Genomic DNA, 19643 nt, shown 5'->3' on the forward strand with positions numbered 1-19643 from the left:
TTTGGACGTTTGGACGTTTGGACGTTTGGACGTTTGGACGTTTGGACGTTTGGACGTTTGGACGTTTGGACGTTTGGACGTTTGGACGTTTGGACGTTTGGACGAAAGTACCTGCCATCTCCAATCGAGTCAACCCGAACGTTGAGATTCCAACCCAATAGACAATCCGCAACCCACAATCCACAATTCGAACTTCGCACTTCGCATTTCGCACTTCGCACTTCGCATTTTGCTTCCTTCCCTTTCGTCGCTCGAATTCCACCGTTCATGACATTTCGACGGTATCGGTTGTAACGAAGCACACTGAGCGCGCATGTATAGAGAAACTAAACGAACCCACGGGGTAGGCGACGGGTATTCAACCGCGCTATTACCGGGCCTCTTCCCGCCCGCTCCTCTATTCTTTGCGGCTGCTTTTAACATGTCTGAGTCTCCTACTTCATCGACCGACGCCTCTTCGGACGATCGCATCGGGACATCCCGCCTGGTCGTCATCGGAGCCGTTGCCATTTTGCTCGTCGGCCTTGCCATTCCACGCCTCTTTGCCTCGTCCTCTGAAGGCAATGGAAACCAGGGTGGCGGGAGCGGAGCCCCCCTCGGCGTGGACATTTTTGTCGCGCAGCCAACCCGCGTCACTGAAACTTTGCAGACGAGTGCAACGCTGCGAGCCAACGAGTCCGTTGAACTCACCTCGGAAGCCTCCGGCAAGGTCACATCGATTCGGTTCGAAGAAGGCAGTCGAGTCCGCGCCGGACAACTGCTTCTGACAATCAACGATGCGGAACTGCAGGCCGAGCGCAAGCGACTCGAGTACCGACTCCAACTGGCCGAAGATCGTGAGGAGCGGCAGCAAAGCCTGCTTGATCGCGGCGGCGTGAGCCAGGAGGAATACGACGCGGTCGCAAACGAAGTGAGCGTTCTGCGCGCAGAGTTGGATCTCGTGGAAGCGCGCATCGAGAAGACTGAAATCCGGGCTCCCTTTGCGGGCACCATCGGACTCCGCAACGTGAGCGAAGGCAGCTACATCTCGCCCCAGACGACGATCTCGACGTTGCAGGCGCTGAACCCAATGAAGGTCGACCTCGCCGTGCCCGAACAGTACGCGGGACGCATTCAGCCCGGACAAACGATTAGCTTTCGCACCCGCGGCACCGACCGCGCCTTTGAGGGAGACGTTTATGCCGTCGAACCGCGCATTGAGCCCTCCACTCGCACGCTTCGCCTCCGTGCTCGCGCCGACAACGGGGACGGAGCCCTCCGTCCCGGAGCGTACGCGGACGCGACAATTCGTCTCGGCACCGTTCCCGACGCACTGATGGTCCCTGCCATGGCCGTTCTCCCCACACTCGGTGGTCAGCGTCTATTTGTAAAGGAAAACGGCACCGCCCAGCCCCGGAATGTATCGCTTGGTGTCCGCACCGACTCGACGGTCCAGGTCATCAACGGCCTCGCCCCGGGAGATTCGGTGATTACCTCCGGCATCCAGAATCTGCGCGCAGGCCTCCCGGTCACACCGGACAAGTAACCCCTCCGCGCGCCCCGCTCTCCGCTTTTTCGCCTGCCCAACATGTCGCTCTATTCTCTTAGCATTCGCCGCCCGGTGCTCTCCACCGTGCTGTCGACGATGATTATCATCTTCGGCGCGGTTGGATTTTACTTCCTGGGCGTCCGCGAGTATCCCTCCGTGAGTCCGCCGGTCATCAGCGTCACCACCGAGTATCGGGGCGCAAACGCGGATGTGATCGACTCGCAGATTACCGAGCCGCTCGAGGAACAGATCAACGGCATCGACGGCATCCGGACGATCAGCTCGGTCTCCCGCGCCGGTCGCTCAACCGTCACCGTTGAATTTGATCTGGGAGCTGACCTCGAACGGGCCGCCAATGACGTCCGTGACCGTGTTTCCCGAGCTCGACGTGTTCTCCCGACCGACGCCGAACCTCCGTCGGTTTCCAAATCGGACGCGGATGCCCCGCCGATCGTTTTTCTCAACATCAAGAGCGATCAGCGCAATTTGATGGAGCTCACGGAGATCGCGGATAAGCGGTTCAAGGAGCGATTGCAAACGATCGAAGGTGTGAGTCGGGTCGACGTCTGGGGCGAAAAGACCTTTGCGATGCGCCTCTGGTTCGACCCCGGAAAGCTGGCGGCGTACAATCTGACGCCGCTCGATATCCGCTCCGCGCTCGACCGGTCGAACGTCGAGCTTCCATCCGGGCGTATCGAGGGCGAGTCGATCGAGCTCACCGTCCGCACGATGGGTCGCCTTGAAACCGTTGAGGACTTTGAGAGCCTGATTCTCAAACAGTCTGAGAGCGGTGAAACGGTCCGAATGAAGGATGTCGGCCGCGTTGAAATCGCCCCCCGCAACATGCGGACACTTTTGCAGCGCGACGGCATTCCGATGGTCGGCGTCGTGCTTCGACCGCTGCCCGGCGCGAACTACATCGACATCGTCGACCAGTTCTACGAGCGGCTCGAGACGATCAAGGCCGACCTGCCGACGGACCTGGAGCTCGGCATCGGGTTCGACAACACGGAACCGATCCGGCAAAGCATTGATGAGGTTCAGCAGACCATCTTCCTCGCGTTCCTGCTGGTCGTCTTTATCATCTTTGCCTTCCTTCGCGACTGGCGATCGACCGTCATACCGCTCCTCGTGATTCCCGTCGCGCTGATCGGGGCGTTCTTCATCATGTACATGGCGGGCTTCTCCATCAACGTGCTCACGCTCCTTGCCATCGTGCTCGCGATCGGCCTGGTGGTCGATGACGCGATTGTGGTGCTGGAGAATATCTACTCGAAAATCGAGGAGGGGAAACCTCCGATCGAGGCCGGCATCGAGGGGACCCGCGAGATCTTTTTTGCGGTCATCGCGACATCCATTGCGCTCGTTGTCATCTTTACGCCCATCGTCTTCATGGGCGGCCTGACGGGACAACTCTTCCAGGAATTTGGTCTCGTCATCGCCGGGGCGGTCGCGATTTCCTCGTTTGTCGCGCTGACGCTGACGCCGATGCTTTCGTCACGCTTGCTGAAGCAACGGGAGGAGAAGCCCTGGATTTACCGCAAGACAGAGCCGTTCTTCCAGTGGCTCACGGATGCCTACCGTCGCACGCTGCAAGCCTTCATGGAAGTGCGCTGGATCAGCGGTGTCGTGCTGATCGCTGTCATCGCTCTCACCGCGACCTACTGGTGGAGCCTGCCACAAGAGCTCGCGCCACTGGAGGATCGGAGCGGCGTCCGCCTCTTCGCCACCGCCCGCGAAGGCGCGACGTACAACTACATGGACGGCTTCGTCGACCGGCTGATTTCGACCGTCAACGATGTGGTGCCTGAGGAGGACCAGTCGGCGCTCATCACGGTCACGTCTCCTGGCTTCGGCGCGTCGACCTCCGTGAACTCGGCCTTCGGTTTCGCCCGTTTCGTCGACCCGAGCGAGCGCGAGACGTCGCAGATGGAATACGCAGACCGGCTTCAGGCCGCCGTTTCGAAGCTTGAGGGCGCGCGAACGTTCGTGTCGCAGGAGCCAACGATCTCCGTGGGCTTCAGCAGCGGACTTCCCGTACAGTATGTGCTACAGGCCCCAAGTGTCGACCGGCTCCGGGAGGTCCTTCCGACCTTCCTGGAGCGCGCCGAGGAGCAGCCAGAGCTGGCGTTCGTGGACGTCGATCTGAAGTTCAACAAGCCGGAACTTCAGGTCCGGATCGACCGCGAGAAGGCAGATAATGTTGGCGTCTCGCCCCTCGACGTGGCGCAGACGCTCCAGCTGGCCCTGGCCGAGCAGCGTGTCGGCTACTTCGTCCGGGACGGCGAACAGCGTGAGGTCATCGCCGCCGTAGAGAAGTCGCGAAGCAACGAGCCCGTCGACCTGACCGGCCTCTTCGTGCGCACGGCCTCGGGCGAACCGATCATGCTGGACAACCTCGTGACAGTATCTGAGGAGGCGACGCCACCGCAGATCTATCGATTCAACCGCTACATGTCTGCGACGGTGAGCGCACGACCCGCGCCCGGCTACACGATCTCCGACGGCATCACGGCAATGGATCGCGTCGCGAATGACGTGCTGGATCCGTCGTTTTCCACAGCCCTTGACGGGCAATCGCGCGACTTCCAGGAGACATCAAACCAGCTCCTGTACGTGTTCGGGCTGGCGATCATCCTCATCTATCTCGTCCTGGCCGCTCAGTTCGAAAGCTTCCGCGACCCGTTCATTATTCTCTTGACGGTGCCGCTTGCTATGGTCGGAGCCCTGTTCGGCCTCGCTGTCTTCGGTCAGACACTCAACATCTTCAGTCAGATCGGACTGATCATGCTTGTCGGCCTGGTTGCCAAGAATGGCATTCTGATCGTGGAGTTTGCGAACCAACGCAAAGCTGCTGGATTGTCGATTCGCGACGCCATTGAGGACGCCGCCGTCGCGCGCTTCCGGCCCATCCTGATGACCGCCCTCTCCACAACGCTCGGCGTGCTGCCGCTCGCTCTGGGGCTGGGCTCCGGAGCGCAAAGCCGCGTTCCTATGGGCGTGGCTGTGATTGGCGGGCTCGTCATCGGTACACTCATGGCACTCTACATCATCCCCGCTGCGTACTCGTACCTGACCAGCGAAGACGCCGGACCCGTACTCGCGACGGTCTCGCCAGATAGTGCCACCGCCCCGACCAGCGGCGACACCGGCGACGGCATTCCCGCAGAGGACGTGGATACGCGACAACCACAGTCCGAATCGCCTGGGAGCCAGCGGTAACCTAAACGCCGCTGCTTTCAGTATCTGTTTTCTCTCTTCCCACACCCGTCCCCTCGATGTACGGTCCCCTTCGTTTCTGCGTCACCCTGCTCTTGCTCTGCGCGACTAGCGTGATGCAACCGGTAGCGGCACAGGTTTCGTCCACAGAAGAGAGTCCGGCGGATACGTTGACCCTGGAGGCGGCCGTTCAGGAGGCGCTGGAGGCCAACTACGACGTGCAGGTTGCCCGCACCGACGCGGCCATCGCCGAGAATAACGTCACGCTGGGGAACGCGGGATATCTACCACGCGCATCAGCAAGTGGACAGGCCTCGCAGTCCATCGCCAATTCGACGGTCGAGTTTGGAGGCAGTCAGCAAACGGATAGCGGTGTGGTGTCGACAAACTACAATGCCGGGGCCGAGGCGCGTTGGACGCTCTTCGATGGCTTTCGCAGAGGCGCCACGTATGATCGTCTACAGGCCGAGCGCAGCCAGCAGCAGGCAGCCACCCGGGAGCAGGTCGAACTCGTCGTGGCGGATGTCGTCGTGGTGTACTCCGATGTCGCACGCCTGCAGCAGCAGGTCGATGTCTTCGAGGAAGCCGTGTCGATTTCAGAAGAACGTCTCCGCATCGCGCAACTGCGAAAAGATCTGGGGTCGGCGTCCGACCTGGAAGTTCGGCAGGCCGTTGTCGACCTCAACACCGACCGTGCTGACCGTCTCCGCATCCGCGCCGACCTGACCGCCGCACGTTCTCGTCTAGCGCGACTCCTCGGACGCACTGCGCCTGATGGACCACCCGTGTCCTCGGATGTCGCTCTCGACCCCAATTTGCAGGAGGCTCGCCTCCGAGACATTGCGCAGTCGCAGAGTCCGGCCCTCCGCCAGGCCGAGCAGGCCGTCGCCGTCGCTCGTGAGGAAGTCGCAGAGGAGCGAAGCGACTGGTTTCCCAGCCTCGACCTGTTCGGCGGCTATTCCTACGCCCGCACCGAAAACGGGGCCGGCGCCTTCCAATTCAACGAGGCTTCCCAGTTCGAATACGGCGCATCACTCGCCTTCACGATCTTCGACGGGTTCGAACGTGAGCGGCGCGTCGAAAACGCCGAACTCCGTGTGCAGGCCGCCAAATACCGCCAGTCCGATGCAGAGGCACGGCTCGCGGCTGAAATCACCGGAGCCTTCGAGCAGTACAGAAACCGTCTTGCCGTCGTCGAACTCGAGCAGGAGAACGTCACGGCGGCCTCTGCCAACGTCGACATCGCCCTCGAACGGTTTCGCCTCGGCACGATCACGTCCGTCGAGCTACGAGAGGTACAACAGCAACGAATCCGGGCTGAGAGTCGGCTGCTTGACGCACGGTTCGAAGCCAAACAAGCGGAAATCGAGCTTCTTCGCCTGAGTGGACAATTGGTTGACGGTCCGTAGGTCATACCACTCACATTCCCCCCGCGTGGAACGGTCTAAGCCGCTGCACCGCGGGTCCGGTGCGACGTTGACTCCCCTTTTCTGATCAACGCCATTGTCTAGCTACCGGACCGTTTGATTTCAAACCGGGATGTCTTCGTATGTCATCGAGAAGCAGACCTCATGCGTCTCGGAAACGAGACGTCATCTTCGAACATGACGCACTCTCACACGCTCATACCCACATCCTCCCATGCATGCTTCTCCAGGACCGAGTTCAATAACGGCCGATTGAGGCGCCGTCTTTCGTGTCTTACATGCCGTGCAGCATTTCACGGACACCTCCACCACCGGATGGAATGAAGGAATCGGACGAGATCCATCTACATGACCTGTCCGCCCACACTGAACCGTGTGTGATGAACAACCCCTTCGTTTCACGACCCGCTCGCCTTCACTCATCTTTTCCCATACCAAATCCAAATGAGAATGTCGGGCTCACGATCGTCTGTTGAAGTGTTTTGCACGCTTGGAAGGACCAGAAAACGTTGATTCCTGCGTCTCTTCCTCTTTTTCGATCGAATCGACCCCACAGCCGAGGCACGGCATCCGGACACGATCATTTGGATTCAGCATCAGAGTAAAACTGTGGCGGCATAGGCAGCGAATCTGCCAATCCGCTGTAAGCGCGGATTCAGATAGCGTAACGCACTTGATGAGAAAGCCATCAAGTGTGACAGACCGGTACATCTGACGGGATCCGTACAATAGGCGATGCCGGTCGGGCGTATGTTCAGCGCAGTGAAGGATTGGTTCTATCCACGCTACCACTCATTACAGTACCGATTGGCATGTTTACTCGCTTTGCTTCGCGCACGCTTGCGGCACTCACTCTCCTCTTCTTCTTCGCCGTTCCCGCTCAGGCCCAGGACATGGGAGAAGAGCCAGGAACCATCGTTGAGGTTGCCCAGAGCAACGAAAACTTCTCGACTCTCGTGTCAGCCCTGAAGGCCGCGGGACTCGTGGAGACGCTACAGGGGGAAGGTCCGTTTACGGTTTTCGCACCGACGAACGCTGCCTTCGAAAAACTACCTGAGGGTACTCTCGACAACCTGCTCAAGGAGGAAAACAAGGATCAACTAACGGCGATCCTTACCTACCACGTGGCCCCGGCGAAGGCCATGGCGAAAGATGTCGTAGGAATGGATGAGGCTCCGACCGTTCAGGGCCAACCCGTCCAGATCATGGTCGAAGATGGGACGGTGATGCTGAAAGGCCAGAACACCGCGACAGTGACAACGACCGATATTCAGGCGTCGAACGGTGTCATTCACGTCATCGACACGGTTCTCATGCCACCTGCTTCTGACGAAATGCAGGAAGGTGACATGGGCGGTGGAGAGCGTTAAGGTTCCCTTGTAGCGCACGGACAGGCATTCGCGGCCGCGCGCTAACACGTTCGAACGAAGCAGGCGAGATGCCCTCTCTGGGTGTCTCGCCTTTTTTTACTCACGCGCACGTGCCCAGCCTCGTGGCCGCCCGTTCTTACGCCGCGACTTCTCTGGGCGACGTACCCGACGTTTCGGGTTGCTGATAGAGATGCTCGACGATAATCATATGTGGAAGCGTCATTACGCTGATCAAGATGAAGAGAAGCGCGACCATTTGATCCTCAAAGCCGAACGACTGCGTCGTCGCATACAAAAGGCCCAGGCCGGCGAACGAAATGATCGTGTAGAGGGCCGCTTTTTTATAAAATCCGGGAAGGGATGTTGGCTCGCCGGTGCGATTAAAGAAGCGAACGAGCTCGAGAATGTGACCGAGTGAATGCCAGAGTCCAAAGTAAACGGCAAAGGCAACAAGCGGGTGGACGGTCAGGAAAAGAGCGGACAGTGCGGCCGTGTTCACAAACTCGCGCCACCAGCCGTCGGGGCGCTCCGGCGTCTGTGGAAGCAGCACTGCCAGCATCACAATATGCTGCACGATCAATGCGGCGCAAACCCATGCACTCTGCGTCGCGACGTAGGGCCAGGATGAGACCTGGACGCCAGCGATCGCATCGAAGATCGGATCGACGATCCCTGGAAAGGCCGCAATGGGAAGCCCCACCAGCAACAGGCCGCGGGAGAGGTACAGCACCCGTGCTGTCACGGACGGAAGCGACCAGTACGCGAGGTCAGCCTGCCCGAAATGATACATCGTCATCACGAGAAAGGCGGCCAGGCACCAGGCCGGCACGACAAACCAGAGCGCACCGTACACCGCCATCATGGCGAGGTAAAACCCGTAGAAGCGCGCCTGGTCGCGAAGCGATGAGGACAGACCGTATAGCTGCGCCGCGACGATGTGATCGACCGCTCCATGGGGAATCCCCGTCACGACCACGGCCACCATCAGCACAGCAAATGCCGCGGGGCCAAGCGAAAGACCTCCCCACGCCCCGATCGCTGCACAGGCGAGGGTGATCCCTAATACGGTCACGTAAATGCGAGGCGATCGGAGCGTTACCTCGTGGTGATGCGCCTCAGCGTGGAAATCAGACACAGTTGGGGAAAGAAAGGAAGGCAGATAAGAACAGACAGAATCTACAATTCGGGTCTGACTCCGCCCAACCCTATTACTCATGCGTTACGAATCCGTCGCTCTCCAGGGTAGACGTGGACTTTCTTTCACAGATTCCCTTCATGTTCGCGCACGGTTTCATGCGTAGATGGCCCTCACGCGAGGGGAAGCTGGATTTACTCTGAACACTCCTTTTGATGCCGCGTTATAAATGGTCGACGTTATTGCGACACTGCGATATCTGACCAACTAACCGAGGACCATCGTGGCACAGGCGAAAAAAGGAGACGAAGTCCGCGTTCACTATACCGGGAAACTCGAAGACGGTACCGTATTTGACACGTCCGCCGAGGGCGAGCCGCTGAGCTTTACGATCGGTGAGAACCGCGTCATTCCGGGATTTGAGCAGGCGGTTCTTGGCATGGAGCCCGGCGATTCCAAAACGGAAGAGATCGATCCGGATCAGGCGTACGGTTCCCACCGTGAGGACATGGTGATGGAACTGGAGAAGTCGCAGATTCCGGACGAGGTCGAGCCGCAGGTTGGCCAGCAGCTGCAGCTCCGTCTCGACAACGGCCAGACCGTTCCGGTGCTCATCACCGCGCTCGGCGAAGACACCGTCGAAATCGACGCGAACCACCCGCTCGCCGGACGGACTCTCACATTCGAGATCGAACTCATTGACATTGACGAAAACGGGGCAAGCGATGAAGGCGGCAACATAGTCACGCCGTAACCCCGGAAGCAGCAACATGCTGTTGAAAAGGAAACGCCTCTGTGCTTCGGCACGGAGGCGTTTTTCTGTGCGCACGCGTTTCTTTGTACACCCGGACATTGGCCCGCGGCGGCCGCCCGTCGCAGACCGATCGGACAGACTACTTGCGCCTCCACGAATCGGCATATTCGGTCTCGCCACGCGCTTGATAAAGGGCTGCCAGTGCCTCCGTCGTCGGCTCCACGTCTAGCGTCGGGACACCGCTCGCGACAGACAAAACATCGTAAGCGCCCCGCAATAGCGGTTCTGCTTCCTGATCGTCCCCCTGCATGAGCAGTGCTCGCCCGAGGCGAGATTGGATGACGGCGCCGAAGGGATGTGGCTCGACAAACCGCTGGTCGAAAATCTCCTTCGCTCGACGAAGCCGACGTTCGGCCACACGCGCGGCATCCTCGGTGCCTGCGATAAGATCTAGATTCGCGAGTGCGGCGAGCGTGCGTGCAATTCGCGTCTGGTTTGATCCAGAAATCGCTTCTCGAATCGCGAGTGCGGTCTCTAGCGTATCTCTCGCCCGGTCAAACTGGCCTTGATCGGTTAGTAGGAGACCGTAGTCGTGCAGCACGTCTCCACGCGCCGCATGCTCCATCCCGACCGACGCAACCGTCAGCTGAATGGCCCGGGTGAAGAGTGAGTCCGCCGCACGAAAATCTCCGTCCCGGTACACCGCTTCCGCGAGGTTATGATGCGAACTCGCTCTCATCGGGTGACCGGAATCGAAGATCTTCTCCCTCATCTCGAGGGCTTGCCGAATGTGCGGCAAGGCTTCATCGGCACGGAGGGCGTCGGTGAGGATCGATCCCAGATTCGTATGCCCCATCGCAATCTGCGGATGCGGCGCGGTGTGTGCCTTTTTCTGAAACTCGAGCATGTTTTCTGCGAGAGGAACGGCGTCGCCGTAGCGCTCGAGATTCTGATACAGCACCGCCAGATTGTTCTGACTCATGGCCGTCCACTCGTCGGATTCCTCCTGAAGCTGCGTGCTGATCTCAATCATCCGCTCTTGCATCGGAACCGCCTCCGCGAGACGTCCCTGCTTGCTGATCGAGAGTGCCAGCGCATTAAGCGCGCCGGCAACGTCCGGGTGGATCTCCGTGCCATGGATCTTCTTCCACATCTCGTACGACTGACGTAGAACCGTTTCCGCCTCCGCGAACTGAGATTGGCGCCATCTCAGCACGCCCACGTTGTACAATGCCTGCGCCACCTCTTCCGTCTCCCCGGCTGCCGACCGACGGGTCGTCAGACTGGCCATCAGAAGTCGATCGGCCTTTTCGTACTCTCCAAGATCGGTGTAGACTTGCCCGATCACGTTCTGCAGCTCCGCCTGGACGATCGGCTGGCCGCGCAGCGTATCGACACGCTGTTCGCCCCGGTTGAGGAGCGTCCGGGCTGTCAGATCTAGTCCCGGGTTCTCGTTCGGGTTGCTGGCCTGAAACAGGTCCACGAGAAAGGTGGTAACGGCTTCAGACTTCGCCAATTCCTGCTCTGCCTGTTCGCGCAAAGCTTCTGCCTCTGCCTGTGCCGCTCGAGCTCGCTGCCCCTGCCAGATTGCGGCCCCGAGGCCCACGACGACAGCGACGACGACGGCCGCAACAGCAGCCACGCCGACCGCGTGCCGCTGAACGAACCGCGTTGTGCGATACATTACCGAATCGGGCCGTGCTGCAACGGGACGCCCCTTAAGGTATCGGTCGAGATCTTCGATCAATTGCGCGGCGCCATCGTATCGACGTTCCGGCTCTTTTCGCAAGGCCTTCAGGATGATCGTGTCCAGATCGCCGCGGAGCGCACGACGAAGATCGGCCCGCGTGGTGCCTCGTGCCTCAGCCGGGTCTTCAGCCGTTTCCGTGCTCGCAAGTCCGACGACATCCGACGGCGGACGCGGCTGCGTCTCCAGTACACGCTGATCCAGATCACTGGGCGCGGAATCCTTCGTCGCCGCGTCATCATGCGGCCGGATCCCCGTGAGGAGTTCGTACAGTACCACACCGAGGCTGTAGACATCGGTCGCCGTCGTGACGGCATCGCCCCGAACCTGCTCGGGCGCGGCATATCCCGGCGTCATCAGCGCCCCCCCGGTCTTCGTGAGGCCTGGACCATCGTCCTCCAGCAACTTGGCGATTCCGAAGTCGAGCAGCTTCACCCGCCCATCCTCCGACACCATGACGTTGGACGGCTTCAGATCGCGGTGGACGATCAAGTTGCGATGCGCGTGCGCGACCGCCGCTCCCACGGTAGCAAAGAGTTCGAGGCGCTCCTGTACGGACAGCTGACGGCGATCGCAGTAGGCTATAATCGTTTCGCCCTCGACGTACTCCATCGCCAGAAAGGGCGTGTCGTCCGGGGTGACTCCGGCATCCAGAAGGCGGGCAATGTTCGGGTGCTCGAGACGAGCCAGGATCTGGCGTTCGACGAGGAATCGCTCCACACGGTCGGGAGCCGCCATCGCGTTTCGTACGAGCTTCAGAGCGACCCGGTTACCGAGGTCGCTCCGCTCGGCAAGAAACACGCGGCCCATGCCTCCTCGCCCGAGCTCCTCTTGGACCTCATACGGCCCCACTGTCGTCCCAGTCGTCGTCCGGTCACCGGGACCTCGCGCCGGAGACCGATCAAGTCGAGCCGCTGCACCGGCATCCACCTTAAGCAGATCCTCGACGCGAGAGCGTATATTCTCATCGCCGCACGCGTCGTCCAGAAACGAATCCCGCTCCTCTTCCGGATGATCGAGAGCAGCATGAAAGAGACGCTGCACGCGTTTCCACTCGTCAGGGGTCATGGGCAAAGAGGGAAAAAAGAGGAGGCTATGCGGTGCCGATCCTGGGCGTTCAAGGGGAAAATGTCCCGTCGGCAGAGGGTCTACGGTTGGCCGAACGGGCTTTACGCGGTAAGCTGGGAAGCCAACCAGGCGCGGGCGGCTCGCCAGTCGCGGTAAACCGTAGGCTCGGAGATATCCAGAGCCGCTGCCGTTTCCGCAACGGTGAGTCCCGCGAAAAACCGGCATTCGACGATCTGCGCCTGCCGATCGTCCATATCAGCCAGCCGATCCAACGCATCGTCCAGCGCGAGGAGCTCGATATCGTTGATCGGCTCTGAGTACAGATTATCATCGAATGAAATTGCCGTCTCCGTCCCCCCCCGTTTGTCCGCCTGGCGGCGGCGGGCTGCATCAATCAGCACTTGCCGCATCGCACGAGCAGCAACACGGAAAAAGTGCGTGCGATCTTTCCATTCGACATCCGACGGCACCAGTTTTTCGTATGCCTCGTGTACGAGCCCCGTTGTATCGATCGTGGATGCACCGCGGTCGCTCCGCACCTTTCGTGCGAGACGTCGCAGCTCTTCGTACACGAGCGGAATTAGATCATCAAGGGCGTCGGCATCACCATCCCGCGCAGCATGGAGAAGATGGGTGACCGGGGATGAGGACGATGACATTAAGAAACGAGTGGTTGTAAATTGATTCTGCAGCTAACACACAACAATGTGTGCACACTGACTTGCCACAACAGAGTTCTGTCGTAGCTCACTGAGAGTAATGACATGTTTTACCGGTCCATCTACCGTACATGGACGCCTGCTCTTACCGGAAGGATCCAAACGATAGAAATCCATTGGAGCATCGTTCCAATCAACAAAATGATCACGGATGATAGGTACGAAGGATGGTTTGCGTATGGTGAGATAGAACGGAAGACAAACTCCGTCGCCTTGTCTGCAGACGGGTCTCCTCATCGTTTCTTTTTGTAGACAGTCTGAGTCGGTAGCTCCATCGACATGTCATTTCGCTCTGTCGATAACCGACGTAGCCCCTTCGCTTATGATGGACCCCATTTCCCCCTCATTTCGGCTCGACGCTCTATCGGCGCACCAGATCGGAGTCGCGTTTCTTACGCTTCTGTGTCTGTTGCCCGTCTTGGCCTCGGACGCCTACGCCCAAATCCGATACACGCCGCCTCGTGGGGCAACCCTGATGCCCGTCCAGGCTCCAGACTCATCCTCACGCTCGCCAGCTACCGTATCAGCGACGAGAAATCAAGGTGCCACTCATCCAACTGCGGACACCACCCGCCCGTTATCGGAGCGGACCCCGGACGATCCAGCCGTCAGCAGAATTGTCCCGCTCCCGGCTACAGGCGGTGCTCCGGTGGCCGTCACGCCTCACATCAGTCCGTCGCTTCTCCTCGCGCCAGCAAAGCCCTCGTTCCGACAAACGAATTTGCTGACATCCGTTATCTACGGCGCGAGGCGCACACTCGCGCCTCATTCGCTGCCATCCACTCCTAAATAAGGCGGGGGAGTTTATCCCGTGGTTTCCGGATGTCCGCATCGCTGCGCGCAATGGCCTGAGAAATATTTTTTGGCTCCAGTTGCTATTCTGATTTTTCTGATTCACTTTGTGTTTTAAAGTACGCGTATCTTCCTCTTCTCTCATGCGAAGCGACCGCCCCGCTGTACGTCCGACCACCGGTGACAACGAGCCGGTCCAGCCATCGACGCCCGAGCGTGCATCCAGCGACCTTCGCTTCATCCGCTCGATGATGGAGTCCGGAGGGCAGTTTACCGCCGTCCCCGGATTTGGAAGTATCGGCATGGGAGTTACCGCGCTGGGCGCGGCGGCACTTTCGTCGATCATGCAAACGGAGACGTTGTGGCTGCTCGTCTGGGCCGGGGAGGCACTCCTTGCAACAGTCATCGGCGTCGTCGCGATGATCCGGAAGGCCCGGCGACAGGACGTCCCGCTGCAGTCGGGACCGGCCCGGAAATACGTCTTCGGACTTCTTCCGCCCCTTGCAACCGGCATCCTGCTGACCGCTGCTCTTCTGTATCACGGACAGACCGAACTTCTACCTGGCATCTGGCTGACCTGCTACGGGGCAGCCACAATGACTGCCGGCACATTCTCCGTCCGCGTTGTCCCCATCATGGGCGCCTGCTTTATGGTCGTCGGGGCGCTGACCCTTTTCGCCCCGCCTGCCGCGCACAACCTTTTGCTCGCCGGCGGATTCGGCGGCCTCCACCTGATTTTTGGATTCATCATTGCTCGTCGCCATGGCGGATAACCGAACATCTTCCTTCCGTGCTCAGCGCGTCCGCCCCGGCGAAATCGACCGCCTCATTCATGGCCGCGTTCGCCTCGGAATCATGAGCGCCCTCGCGACCGGTGACCGGCTGAGCTTTAACGAATTGAAGCAACGCCTCGACACGTCCGACGGCAACCTCAGCGTGCATGCTCGCAAGCTGGAGGAAGCCGGGTATGTGGAATGCATCAAGTCATTCGACGGGCGAACGCCGAAAACCGAATACCAGATCACCAACGCCGGTACCGACGCCCTTCGGCAGTACATCGATCAGATGGAGCAACTTCTGGGATTTGGCGAGTAGCCTCGCTCCACATGCGCGACCTCTTCACCGGTGGGCCGCGCTTTCTCTTTGAGACATCACTTTACAATACAAAGTAATCATTTTACCAAACCATGCAAACGTCATCCCGATTGATTTATGAAGCGGCAGGCTGCACGTTTTTCCTGGGTGTGCTCGGCACCCTCCTTTTCGACACACCCGTCCTCGGACTGAACGGCACGCTGTGGGTGCTCGGGCTGTGCGGCGGAGTGGCTGTGCTCACCCTTCGCTGGAGGAAAACAGCGACGCTTCGCGAGACGCTTCCTTTCGCCGGGATCGGCGTCCTTGGCATGTTGCTGCTGCTACGCGATGCACCACCGCTCACGGCAGCAATCGTCCTAGGATTGCTCGGCCTCTTTGTCCTCTTCATTCGGCAGCAGCAGGTTGCCACTCTTCATCCGGCTCTGCGCGCCGGGATTGGCCAGCTTTCGCTCGTACAGACCGTCTTCAGCGCCTGGCTCCGTCTCATTCCAGACACACTCAACTTCGATTATCGACGCCTGAACACTCACAGATCGTCGGTGCACGCCACGGGAATTGCTCGCGGTCTCCTTCTCACCGCACCGCTTTTACTTGTGTTCGGGACGCTTCTCGCTTCAGCCGATCAGACATTCGAGCGGATCCTGCTTTCCGCGATCCAGATCGACATTGAGTCAGCGTGGTGGCACATCGTGCGCGTGGTATTCTTTGGCGGCCTGGCAGCAGGTGTCCTGCGCGGCTCGCTGTTCGTTCTGGACGTGGACGTTCGCCACGAGCCGAAGCAGACGATCGGCGCGACAGAAATACAGGTCATCCTTGGCTCAATCGCTCTACTCTTCGGCGGGTACGTCATGGTGCAGCTTCCGTACTTCTTCGGCGGCCTCGAAACGGTCCTCGGCACACGCGGTCTGACAATCGCACAGTACGCCCGAGAAGGCTTTTTCGAACTCTCGTGGGTCGCCTCCCTTTCTTTGCTCGTACTCTTCGGCCTTCACACGCGCCTTGATGACACTGCACGCCCTCAGACGGCCTTCCGCCAGATGGCTCTGGTTGTGCTGCTTCTTTTGACCGTGATGCTCATGTCCGCCGGACAGCGCATGCTCGTGTACGTTGGCGAATTCGGGCTGTCCGCGATGCGACTATACGTCAGCGTCTTTCTCGTCTGGGCAGCACTCGTGTTCTTCTGGTTCGGCGCCACCGTGCTTCGCTCTCAGCGTGATCGCTTCGTCCCCGGAGCGGCGATCGCGGGGTTCGTTCTGCTGATGGGACTCACACTTGCCAACCCAGAGGCCCAGGTGGTCCGCTTCAACATTGACCGCGCGTCGCAAACGCGGACGTTTGATGTCTCCTACGCTCTGTCGCTGAGCACGGATGTGGTACCAACCCTGGCGGAGTCGGCTGAACACCTACCATCGGCCACCGATCGGTCGGCCGTGGCCGATGCTCTTCTCTGTGCGTATGACGACCCGGCCCCGCGTGGATGGAAAGGCTGGACGTGGAGCCGATCCCGGGCATACGCCGCCGTCCAAATGCACCAGACCGAACTGTGGTGGCACGCAAGCGATGCCGCGCTGAACTGCTCGGAGGTACGCCGCCCGTTCGTTCGGTAATGCATACCGCGAACGTATAAAGAGAATGGAGACGATACAAGATGGCAGACATTCGCCTCCGCATGATCACAGACGGATCGCCAATCCTGCTTGTGGAAGGCTAGGCGTTCATTGTACGTTAACAGTCCGTCTCTCCTTTCAAGTAGAACCGTCGTGCCATGAACTTCCGAAACGCGTTGATCTGGATTACCGGTGCATCGTCAGGGATTGGTGAAGCCTGTGCGTATGACTTCAGCCGACGCGGCGCACGGTGCATCCTGTCAGCTCGTCGGGAGGATCGCCTGCACGAGGTCCGGGAGCATTGCGCCCGACCGGATGAGCACCTCGTTGTGCCCATAGACCTAGCGGAGCCAGAGTCGATCGACGCGGCGGCGGCCACGGTGCGTCTGGAGGGCGTCGTGGACCTCATGCTGCACAATGCTGGCATCAGTCAGCGGAGCCTTGCGCGGGAGACGGAAGATGCGGTCGTACGGCGCCTGATGGAGGTAAACTTCTTCGGCACGGTACGACTGAATCAAGCAATTCTGCCCGGCATGCTGGCACGACAGTCCGGACACATCGCGGTGGTAACGAGCCTCGTCGGAAAGTTCGGGACGCCGCTTCGGTCGGGATATGCCGCGTCGAAGCACGCGCTCCACGGCTACTTCGACTCGCTTCGAGCGGAAGTATTTGACGATGGCATCCGCATCACGCTCGTGTGCCCGGGCTTCATACGTACGCAGGTGTCAAATAACGCGCTGACGGCCGACGGCTCGGCACAAGGGAAGATGGACCCGGCACAGGCCGAGGGCATGCCACCGGGCGACTGCGCGAGGGCGATCGCCGACGCCGTCGTGGCCGCCAAAGACGAAGTGTACGTGGGCGGACGAGAGGTAGCCGGCGTCTACCTGAAGCGTCTATCGCCAACGCTCTTCAACCGACTGATCCGCTCGGTCAGCGTCACACGGTAAAACAGTTCAGGGTTCACGGTTCATAGTTCACGGTTCATAGTTCACGGTTCATAGTTCACGGTTCATAGTTCACGGTTCAGAGTCCGCTCACGTTATGCGATTTATCCCGGATGTGTCTTTCGGATGAACGGACAAGTGAAATTTGTCATCCAGAGACATGGGATTCTCAAGCTATCGAGATATTGATGCATGGAAGAAGGCGCGCAAGCTGACAGGGGACGTGTATCAGGTTACGCGATCCGGTGGGTTACGACGTGACTTTGGACTCCGTGACCAGATGCAACGAAGTGCCGTTTCCGTCATGTCGAATATTGCAGAAGGGTTCGGGCGAGGTAGCAATCGCGAGTTCATTCAATTCCTCTTGCAGGCGCGTGCCTCATCGCTCGAATTGCAAAGCCACCTCTATGTCGCCTACGATGTGCGTTACATAAGCGAGCAGCAATTTGATACGTTGTACGATGCCTGCGGCGAAGTCATTGCACTAATTACCGGATTACTCAGCTATCTCAAATCCTCTAACCGGAAAGGATACAAGTTCAACGAACCCAAGTAGCAACAGGCGGGCTTACCAGCGTTTTATTCGTTCGGAGAGCACCCTGAACCCTGAATTCTGAACCCTGAACATTTAATTTGTTAGTGTCGCGGTAATACATAGAGCTCCGTCTGCCGGCCGTCGAGGTATCGCACGGAGTTTCCGTCGAAGAAGGCATCTTCTTCCAGCATGATGCGGATTTTCTGATTGTCCCACTCGGGGATGGCAACCTGCGCGTTGAGTTCGATGCTGTACGCCGTGTTGGGATACAGCGGATGATCCCCGCGTCCGGGCACGCCGCCCTGCTGATCCCAGAGTCCGATGAGCGGTCCGGCTCCGTGTCCGTGATAACCGATCGGGTGCGTATACACCGTCGCGTCGATGCCTTCCTCTTTCGCAGCAGCAAGCGTTGCTTCGAGCACCTCGTTTCCGGTGCGCCCCGACGTCATTTCACGTGTGAGCAGATCCTGTAGACGGTTCCCCACGCGCAGAGCCTCGCTCAGTCCCTCGGGCGCCGCTGACTCCCCGGGCCGCAAAACGTAGGCGTGCTGCTGCGTGTCTGTGTTCAACCGCAGATACGTGATGCCGAAATCGACGTGGAGCAGGTCGCCTGGCTCGATCGTCGCCGTCGCCTCATCCGACGAGAAGTCGTTGTCCGCTCCCGTGCCCTGACGCTGAATCGACACGCTGGGATGGAACCATGCGGTGACTCCCAGCTCCCGGATGCGGTCGCGGTACCACCACTGCACGTCCTCCGTCGTGGTCACACCGGGCTGGATGGCCTGTCCGCTCAGTCCATCCGCGATGATCGCGTGAGCGAGGCGCACGATCTGTGGGTACACCTGCATCTCTTCCTCCGTCCGCGTCTCCAGCCAACCGACGGCGAGCTTTTGCCCGCTTACAATCCGATCTCGATAGGTCGGAGACAACGCCTCCTGCATCTGACCGAACTCCGTATCGGTCATCCCATCGGCAAGGGCGAACATCTCGGAGCGGTTTACGGCAATTCGCTCTGGATCCCGGTCCTCGATCAGTGAGGCTAGACGCGCCCACTGGTCTGGCTGCTCGCTCTTGTCCCACGCCGTCTGGAAGAAGCGCCCGACATCGTAACGCGCGATCGCGAGACGATCCACACCTTCGTCCGGTCCACGATCGTGAAAAACCAGGATCGTACGGCGCCGGGCGGCCTGCCACGTGGCCGGGAGCATCGATCGGATGACAGGATCTTCGTTGTACTCTCGCGCGCTGATTACCCACATGTCGATGTTCTCCCGTCGCATCAGCATCGGGACGACCTCGTCCAGTCGCGTCTCGAGCCAGCGGTTGATGATTTCGGCTCGCTCGCGCATCGGAAGCACGATGGACTCAACCGGATCCATCGGAGCAGAATGCTCAGGCGTGTAGCTATCCGGGATATCCGCGGACTGAGCCTGAACGGAGGGGACGAAGAGAAACACGACGAGCAGCCACACAGCGAGGCGCATGCAGCGGGCGGAAAGGCAAGGCATACTTCCTGATCAGAGCGAGGACGGGGACGCGGGTGATGCTCAATCTACCGGCTTCAGTCGTGAGGGGCAAGCCCGCTTGATAGAGATCAGGCGACCATACAATAGAAAACGCCGACCCTGGAACGGCTATCCCGTCCGGATCGGCGCTTCCATACGTTACTCCACGTCGAACCGATGTTCGAGCGGACGATC

14 protein-coding genes are annotated in these 19643 nt (G+C 59.7%); 10 read left to right on the forward strand and 4 right to left on the reverse strand.

Features of this window, described 5'->3' with window-relative positions; translation table 11 throughout:
• Positions 1-421 precede the first annotated feature (421 nt).
• From CRI94_RS09165 to CRI94_RS09185, 4 genes are all read left to right on the forward strand, one after another.
• Positions 422-1525, forward strand: coding sequence for an efflux RND transporter periplasmic adaptor subunit (locus tag CRI94_RS09165; protein WP_179862229.1), 1104 nt, complete (start codon positions 422-424; stop codon positions 1523-1525).
• Positions 1526-1567: 42 nt separating this feature from the next.
• On the forward strand, positions 1568-4750 hold the full coding sequence (locus tag CRI94_RS09170) for an efflux RND transporter permease subunit (protein WP_098075400.1): 3183 nt from the start codon (positions 1568-1570) through the stop codon (positions 4748-4750).
• A 56-nt stretch (positions 4751-4806) separates the two neighbouring features.
• On the forward strand, positions 4807-6156 hold the full coding sequence (locus CRI94_RS09175; RefSeq protein ID WP_098075401.1) for a TolC family protein: 1350 nt from the start codon (positions 4807-4809) through the stop codon (positions 6154-6156).
• Positions 6157-6986: 830 nt separating this feature from the next.
• The gene (locus CRI94_RS09185; protein WP_098075403.1) at positions 6987-7544 is read left to right on the forward strand and encodes a fasciclin domain-containing protein; all 558 of its coding nucleotides are present in this window, start codon (positions 6987-6989) and stop codon (positions 7542-7544) included.
• Between the two features lie 136 nt (positions 7545-7680).
• Here the strand turns inward: CRI94_RS09185 and CRI94_RS09190 are convergent, their stop codons facing one another.
• Positions 7681-8679: a Brp/Blh family beta-carotene 15,15'-dioxygenase gene (locus CRI94_RS09190; protein WP_245846146.1), complete on the reverse strand. Its 999-nt coding sequence runs from the start codon at positions 8677-8679 to the stop codon at positions 7681-7683.
• Between the two features lie 283 nt (positions 8680-8962).
• Between CRI94_RS09190 and CRI94_RS09195 the strand changes: the two genes are divergently transcribed.
• Positions 8963-9433, forward strand: coding sequence for an FKBP-type peptidyl-prolyl cis-trans isomerase (locus CRI94_RS09195; RefSeq protein WP_098075405.1), 471 nt, complete (start codon positions 8963-8965; stop codon positions 9431-9433).
• A 139-nt stretch (positions 9434-9572) separates the two neighbouring features.
• Here CRI94_RS09195 and CRI94_RS09200 read toward each other — a convergent pair whose 3' ends face one another.
• Together CRI94_RS09200 and CRI94_RS09205 are read right to left on the reverse strand one after the other, a co-directional pair.
• Positions 9573-12248, reverse strand: a complete 2676-nt coding sequence (locus tag CRI94_RS09200; protein ID WP_098075406.1) for a serine/threonine-protein kinase — start codon at positions 12246-12248, stop codon at positions 9573-9575.
• 101 nt (positions 12249-12349) lie between these two features.
• Positions 12350-12907 (reverse strand): ECF-type sigma factor, encoded by a 558-nt coding sequence (locus tag CRI94_RS09205; RefSeq protein WP_098075407.1) that lies wholly within the window; start codon positions 12905-12907, stop codon positions 12350-12352.
• 995 nt (positions 12908-13902) lie between these two features.
• Between CRI94_RS09205 and CRI94_RS09210 the strand changes: the two genes are divergently transcribed.
• The 5 genes from CRI94_RS09210 to CRI94_RS09230 all read left to right on the forward strand — a co-directional run bounded on the left by CRI94_RS09210 (position 13903) and on the right by CRI94_RS09230 (position 17964).
• On the forward strand, positions 13903-14532 hold the full coding sequence (locus CRI94_RS09210; protein ID WP_098075408.1) for a hypothetical protein: 630 nt from the start codon (positions 13903-13905) through the stop codon (positions 14530-14532).
• On the forward strand, positions 14522-14854 hold the full coding sequence (locus CRI94_RS09215; protein WP_098075409.1) for a winged helix-turn-helix domain-containing protein: 333 nt from the start codon (positions 14522-14524) through the stop codon (positions 14852-14854). Before CRI94_RS09210 ends, CRI94_RS09215 begins: the two co-directional genes overlap by 11 nt.
• Before the next feature lie 92 nt (positions 14855-14946).
• Positions 14947-16461: a DUF4153 domain-containing protein gene (locus CRI94_RS09220; RefSeq protein ID WP_098075410.1), complete on the forward strand. Its 1515-nt coding sequence runs from the start codon at positions 14947-14949 to the stop codon at positions 16459-16461.
• A gap of 158 nt (positions 16462-16619) precedes the next feature.
• Positions 16620-17411 (forward strand): SDR family oxidoreductase, encoded by a 792-nt coding sequence (locus tag CRI94_RS09225; protein WP_098075411.1) that lies wholly within the window; start codon positions 16620-16622, stop codon positions 17409-17411.
• A 157-nt stretch (positions 17412-17568) separates the two neighbouring features.
• Positions 17569-17964 carry a four helix bundle protein gene (locus tag CRI94_RS09230; protein WP_098075412.1) on the forward strand — a complete coding sequence of 132 codons (396 nt, stop codon included), beginning with the start codon at positions 17569-17571 and terminating at the stop codon, positions 17962-17964.
• 80 nt (positions 17965-18044) lie between these two features.
• On the opposite strand, the gene CRI94_RS09235 is transcribed toward CRI94_RS09230, so the two are convergent.
• Positions 18045-19427: a M24 family metallopeptidase gene (locus CRI94_RS09235; protein ID WP_218919369.1), complete on the reverse strand. Its 1383-nt coding sequence runs from the start codon at positions 19425-19427 to the stop codon at positions 18045-18047.
• Positions 19428-19643: the final 216 nt, after the last annotated feature.

Source organism: Longibacter salinarum (assembly GCF_002554795.1).
Classification (GTDB): Bacteria; Bacteroidota; Rhodothermia; order Rhodothermales; family Salinibacteraceae; genus Longibacter; species Longibacter salinarum.

Excerpts from the sequence above, each read along its gene's own strand:
- CRI94_RS09165 (WP_179862229.1), top strand. The coding sequence starts at position 422 with ATGTCTGAGTCTCCTACTTCATCGACCGACGCCTCTTCGGACGATCGC.
- CRI94_RS09170 (WP_098075400.1), top strand. The coding sequence starts at position 1,568 with ATGTCGCTCTATTCTCTTAGCATTCGCCGCCCGGTGCTCTCCACCGTG.
- CRI94_RS09175 (WP_098075401.1), top strand. The coding sequence starts at position 4,807 with ATGTACGGTCCCCTTCGTTTCTGCGTCACCCTGCTCTTGCTCTGCGCG.
- CRI94_RS09185 (WP_098075403.1), top strand. The coding sequence starts at position 6,987 with ATGTTTACTCGCTTTGCTTCGCGCACGCTTGCGGCACTCACTCTCCTC.
- CRI94_RS09200 (WP_098075406.1), bottom strand. The coding sequence starts at position 12,248 with ATGACCCCTGACGAGTGGAAACGCGTGCAGCGTCTCTTTCATGCTGCT.
- CRI94_RS09205 (WP_098075407.1), bottom strand. The coding sequence starts at position 12,907 with ATGTCATCGTCCTCATCCCCGGTCACCCATCTTCTCCATGCTGCGCGG.
- CRI94_RS09210 (WP_098075408.1), top strand. The coding sequence starts at position 13,903 with ATGCGAAGCGACCGCCCCGCTGTACGTCCGACCACCGGTGACAACGAG.
- CRI94_RS09215 (WP_098075409.1), top strand. The coding sequence starts at position 14,522 with ATGGCGGATAACCGAACATCTTCCTTCCGTGCTCAGCGCGTCCGCCCC.
- CRI94_RS09220 (WP_098075410.1), top strand. The coding sequence starts at position 14,947 with ATGCAAACGTCATCCCGATTGATTTATGAAGCGGCAGGCTGCACGTTT.
- CRI94_RS09225 (WP_098075411.1), top strand. The coding sequence starts at position 16,620 with ATGAACTTCCGAAACGCGTTGATCTGGATTACCGGTGCATCGTCAGGG.
- CRI94_RS09230 (WP_098075412.1), top strand. The coding sequence starts at position 17,569 with ATGGGATTCTCAAGCTATCGAGATATTGATGCATGGAAGAAGGCGCGC.
- CRI94_RS09235 (WP_218919369.1), bottom strand. The coding sequence starts at position 19,427 with ATGCGCCTCGCTGTGTGGCTGCTCGTCGTGTTTCTCTTCGTCCCCTCC.